Annotated in this window: 1 rRNA gene; it reads left to right on the top strand. The window is 51.6% G+C overall.

The features are described from left to right. The first annotated feature begins 5 nt into the window (after window positions 1-5). A 23S ribosomal RNA gene (locus tag BN1372_RS00695) occupies window positions 6-2,935 on the top strand. Window positions 2,936-2,955: the final 20 nt, after the last annotated feature.

Here is a 2,955-nt window from a genome sequence, read left to right as displayed (position 1 = left end):
ATTTAGGTTAAGCTATAAAGAGCGCACGGTGGATGCCTTGGCACTAGGAGCCGATGAAGGACGCAACGAACAGCGATATGCTTCGGGGAGCTGTAAGTAAGCTTTGATCCGGAGATTTCCGAATGGGGAAACCCACTATCCTTAATCGGATAGTATCTTTACGTGAATTCATAGCGTAAAGAAGGTAACCTGGGGAACTGAAACATCTAAGTACCCAGAGGAAGAGAAAGAAACATCGATTCCCTTAGTAGCGGCGAGCGAAGAGGGAAGAGCCCAAACCAAGAAGCTTGCTTTTTGGGGTTGTAGGACATTCTATACGGAGTTACAAAGGAATAATGTAAGTGAAGCGACCTGGAAAGGTCCGCCAAAGAAAGTAACAGCCTTGTAATTGAAACATTATTCTCTCCAGAATGTATCCTGAGTACGGCGGAACACGTGAAATTCCGTCGGAATCCGGGAGGACCATCTCCCAAGGCTAAATACTCCCTAGTGACCGATAGTGAACCAGTACCGTGAGGGAAAGGTGAAAAGCACCCCGGGAGGGGAGTGAAAGAGAACCTGAAACCGTGTGCTTACAACTAGTCGGAGCCCGTTAATGGGTGACGGCGTGCCTTTTGTAGAATGAACCGGCGAGTTACGATTGCATGCAAGGTTAAGTTGAAGAGACGGAGCCGCAGCGAAAGCGAGTCTGAACAGGGCGAATTAGTATGTAGTCGTAGACCCGAAACCAGGTGATCTACCCATGTCCAGGGTGAAGTTCAGGTAACACTGAATGGAGGCCCGAACCCACGTATGTTGAAAAATGCGGGGATGAGGTGTGGGTAGGGGTGAAATGCCAATCGAACTTGGAAATAGCTGGTTCTCCCCGAAATAGCTTTAGGGCTAGCCTCAAAGGAAGAGTCGTGGAGGTAGAGCACTGATTGGACTAGGGGCCCATCTCGGGTTACCGAATTCAGTCAAACTCCGAATGCCATAGACTTATCTTTGGGAGTCAGACTGCGAGTGATAAGATCCGTAGTCAAGAGGGAAACAGCCCAGATCGCCAGCTAAGGTCCCCAAGTATACGTTAAGTGGAAAAGGATGTGGAGTTGCTTAGACAACCAGGATGTTGGCTTAGAAGCAGCCACCATTTAAAGAGTGCGTAATAGCTCACTGGTCGAGTGACTCTGCGCCGAAAATGTACCGGGGCTAAACGTATCACCGAAGCTGCGAATTGTCCTAACGGACAGTGGTAGGGGAGCGTTCTAAGTGCAGCGAAGCTAGACCGAGAGGACTGGTGGAGCGCTTAGAAGTGAGAATGCCGGTATGAGTAGCGAAAAGAGGGGTGAGAATCCCCTCCGTCGAAAGCCTAAGGTTTCCTGAGGAAGGCTCGTCCGCTCAGGGTTAGTCGGGACCTAAGCCGAGGCCGAAAGGCGTAGGCGATGGAGAACAGGTTGATATTCCTGTACCACCACGTCACCATTTGAGCAATGGGGGGACGCAGGAAGGTAGGGGTAGCGCGCTGCTGGTTATGCGCGTCCAAGCAGTTAGGCTGGTAAGTAGGCAAATCCGCTTACCACAAAGGCTGAGCTGTGATGGCGAAGGACCATATGGTCCGAAGTTCCTAATCCTACACTGCCAAGAAAAGCCTCTAGCGAGGTGGATGGTGCCCGTACCGCAAACCGACACAGGTAGGCGGGATGAGAATTCTAAGACGCTCGGGAGAACTCTCGTTAAGGAACTCGGCAAAATGACCCCGTAACTTCGGGAGAAGGGGTGCTTTCTTGGGTGCAAGCCTAGGAAAGCCGCAGTGAATAGGTCCAAGCGACTGTTTATCAAAAACACAGGTCTCTGCAAAGCCGCAAGGCGAAGTATAGGGGCTGACGCCTGCCCGGTGCTGGAAGGTTAAGAGGAGGGGTTATCCATTAGGAGAAGCTCTGAATCGAAGCCCCAGTAAACGGCGGCCGTAACTATAACGGTCCTAAGGTAGCGAAATTCCTTGTCGGGTAAGTTCCGACCCGCACGAAAGGCGTAACGATTTGGACACTGTCTCAACGAGAGACCCGGTGAAATTATAGTACCTGTGAAGATGCAGGTTACCCGCGACAGGACGGAAAGACCCCATGGAGCTTTACTGTAACCTGATATTGAATTTTGGTACAGCTTGTACAGGATAGGTAGGAGCCATAGAACTCGGATCGCTAGGTTCGAGGGAGGCATTGGTGGGATACTACCCTTGTTGTGCTGAAATTCTAACCTGAAGCCGTAATCCGGCTTGGGGACAGTGTCAGGCGGGCAGTTTGACTGGGGCGGTCGCCTCCTAAAAGGTAACGGAGGCGCCCAAAGGTTCCCTCAGAATGGTTGGAAATCATTCGTAGAGTGCAAAGGCATAAGGGAGCTTGACTGCGAGACTTACAAGTCGAGCAGGGACGAAAGTCGGGCTTAGTGATCCGGTGGTTCCGCATGGAAGGGCCATCGCTCAACGGATAAAAGCTACCCTGGGGATAACAGGCTTATCTCCCCCAAGAGTCCACATCGACGGGGAGGTTTGGCACCTCGATGTCGGCTCATCGCATCCTGGGGCTGTAGTCGGTCCCAAGGGTTGGGCTGTTCGCCCATTAAAGCGGTACGCGAGCTGGGTTCAGAACGTCGTGAGACAGTTCGGTCCCTATCCGTCGCGGGCGTAGGAAATTTGAGAGGAGCTGTCCTTAGTACGAGAGGACCGGGATGGACACACCGCTGGTGTACCAGTTGTTCCGCCAGGAGCATCGCTGGGTAGCTATGTGTGGACGGGATAAATGCTGAAAGCATCTAAGCATGAAGCCCCCCTCAAGATGAGATTTCCCATAGCGTAAGCTAGTAAGACCCCTTATAGATGATGAGGTTGATAGGTCTGGTGTAGAAGCGTGGTGACACGTGTAGCTGACAGATACTAATCGGTCGAGGGCTTATCCTAATACTAAATTGGTTGTACAA

It is taken from the genome of Massilibacterium senegalense (genome assembly GCF_001375675.1).
GTDB lineage: Bacteria > Bacillota > Bacilli > Bacillales > Massilibacteriaceae > Massilibacterium > Massilibacterium senegalense.
Note: the sequence above shows the minus strand (reverse complement) of the source record. Positions and strands in the feature narration are given on the sequence as shown.